General features: G+C 50.8%; 2 protein-coding genes. Both read right to left on the bottom strand.

Annotated features, from left to right (window positions below; genetic code table 11):
* Window positions 1–40: 40 nt before the first annotated feature.
* A complete protein-coding gene (lysS, locus tag ACY69O_RS07555) occupies window positions 41–1,933 on the bottom strand; it encodes a lysine--tRNA ligase (RefSeq protein ID WP_462332859.1) in 1,893 nt (630 codons plus the stop codon).
* Window positions 1,934–1,999: 66 nt separating this feature from the next.
* A partial coding sequence (locus tag ACY69O_RS07550) for a GreA/GreB family elongation factor (RefSeq protein WP_462332858.1) occupies window positions 2,000–2,158 on the bottom strand: 159 nt, incomplete at its 5' end.

The raw sequence follows: 2,158 nt of genomic DNA, 5'->3' as shown, positions 1-2,158 counted from the left end.
GGATTCTGTGAAAGAATCCTGTCCTTTAACTTTTATACCCTTAGTAAAGCTTTGCGCCTGCAGGGATATGGTCATCAACCATAAGAAGGTGCAGCTTTTCTTCGCCCTCTTCTTTATGTACTGCGGAAAGGAGCATGCCGCAGGAGTCAATACCCATCATTGCGCGCGGCGGGAGATTGACGATAGCGATAAGCGTCTTGCCGATAAGCTCTTCCGGTTCATAGTATGCGTGAATACCGGAGAGAATCGTGCGGTCTTTGCCCGTGCCGTCATCAAGAGTGAACTGCAGGAGCTTTTTCGACTTCTTGACAGCCTCACATGCCTTTACCTTAACTGCGCGGAAATCGGATTTCGAGAATGTCTCGAAATCAACCATGTCCTCAAACAGCGGCTCGATTTCAACCTTGGAGAAATCAATCGGCTCAGGTGCCTTTTCAGCTGCAGGAGCTGCTGCGCGTACAGCGCTCTGTGCGCTCTTATCCGAAGCCAGCGGCTTCATCGTCGGGAACAGCAGAACGTCGCGGATGGACGGGCTGTCCGTCAGGAACATAACAAGACGGTCGATACCGATACCGACACCGCCTGTAGGCGGAAGTCCGTATTCGAGAGCCGTTACGAAGTCCTCATCCATTACATGAGCCTCGTCGTCTCCTGCTTCACGCTGCTTCATCTGGTCTACGAAGCGCTGACGCTGGTCAATCGGGTCATTAAGCTCCGTAAAGCCGTTTGCCAGCTCGCGGCCGTAGATGAAGAATTCAAAACGGTCTGTAACCATCGGGTTCTCCGGATTGCGTTTTGCAAGCGGAGAGATTTCCGTCGGATGCTGTGTGATAAAAGTCGGCTGAATGAGTTTTTCCTCAACCGTAGCTTCAAATGCTTCGTTAAGGATTCCGCCGATACCGTGGCGTTCCTCATATTTGACACCGATTTCATCAGCCATAGCACGTGCTTCTTCAACCGTCTTTGCGCTGAGGAAGTCTTTACCCGTAGCCTCTTTCACTGCATCATTCATGCTGATGCGGCGTACGTTTGCCAGGTCGATTTCCGTGCCTTCGTAAGTTATTTTAGTAGTTCCGAGAACATTCTGCGCAGCAGCGAGAACAATACCCTCGGTTATATCCATCATTTCTTCGTAATCAGCATAAGCCTGATAGAACTCGATGGAAGTGAATTCCGGATTATGACGGACATCCATGCCCTCGTTGCGGAATACACGTCCAAGCTCATATACACGCTCAAGTCCGCCGACAACAAGACGTTTCAGGGAAAGCTCCGTAGCGATACGGAGGTAGAGGTCAATATCCAGCGAGTTGTGGTGCGTGATGAACGGACGGGCCGCAGCACCGCCTGCAATCGTGGAAAGAACCGGCGTCTCAACCTCAAGATAACCGCGTTCGTCCAGATAACGGCGAACCTCCTGAATAATGCGTGTACGTTTGCGGAAAGTATCGCGAACCTCAGGATTTACAATGAGATCGAGATAACGCTGACGATAACGCAGGTCTACGTCCTTAAGACCATGGAATTTCTCCGGCAGCGGACGCAGGGATTTCGACAGAAGGTCGAAAGTCTCCACGCGTACCGTGATTTCTCCGCGCTGGGATTTGAAAACACGTCCTTCGATTCCGACGATATCGCCGATATCAAGGAGCTTGTACTGTGCATATTTTTCTTCGCCAAGAACATCAATCTTGAAGTAGAGCTGAATTTTTCCCTCTACGTCAAGGAGCTCAGCGAAGCTTGCTTTGCCATGTCCGCGTTTTGCTGTGAGGCGGCCTGCCATTTTTACGATAGGTCCGTCTTCTTCTCCCTCAAGCTCATCAAATTTTTCGCGGATATCCGATGTATGGTGCGTAACCTCAAAGCGGTGGCCGAATGGTGCAACGCCCATATCTTCGAAAGTCTTTATCTTATCGCGGCGGAGCTGCATCATCTCATTGAGATCCTGCTCCCCCTGCGGCTGATTCTTGTTTTCGTTATTTGCCACTTGTCTTACCCCTTATTTTTTGATCTTGATAATCTTGTATTCCAGTACGCCTGCCGGTGCGTGTACGGATACAACCTCACCGACCTTATGTCCGAGGATAGCAGCGCCAACCGGGGACTCGTTGGAGATTTTGCCGTTTGCCGGGTCAGCTTCCGCAGAACCAACGAGCGC

The organism is Schwartzia sp. (in: firmicutes), from assembly GCF_978017985.1.
This window is presented reverse-complemented; position numbering and strand designations above follow the sequence as displayed.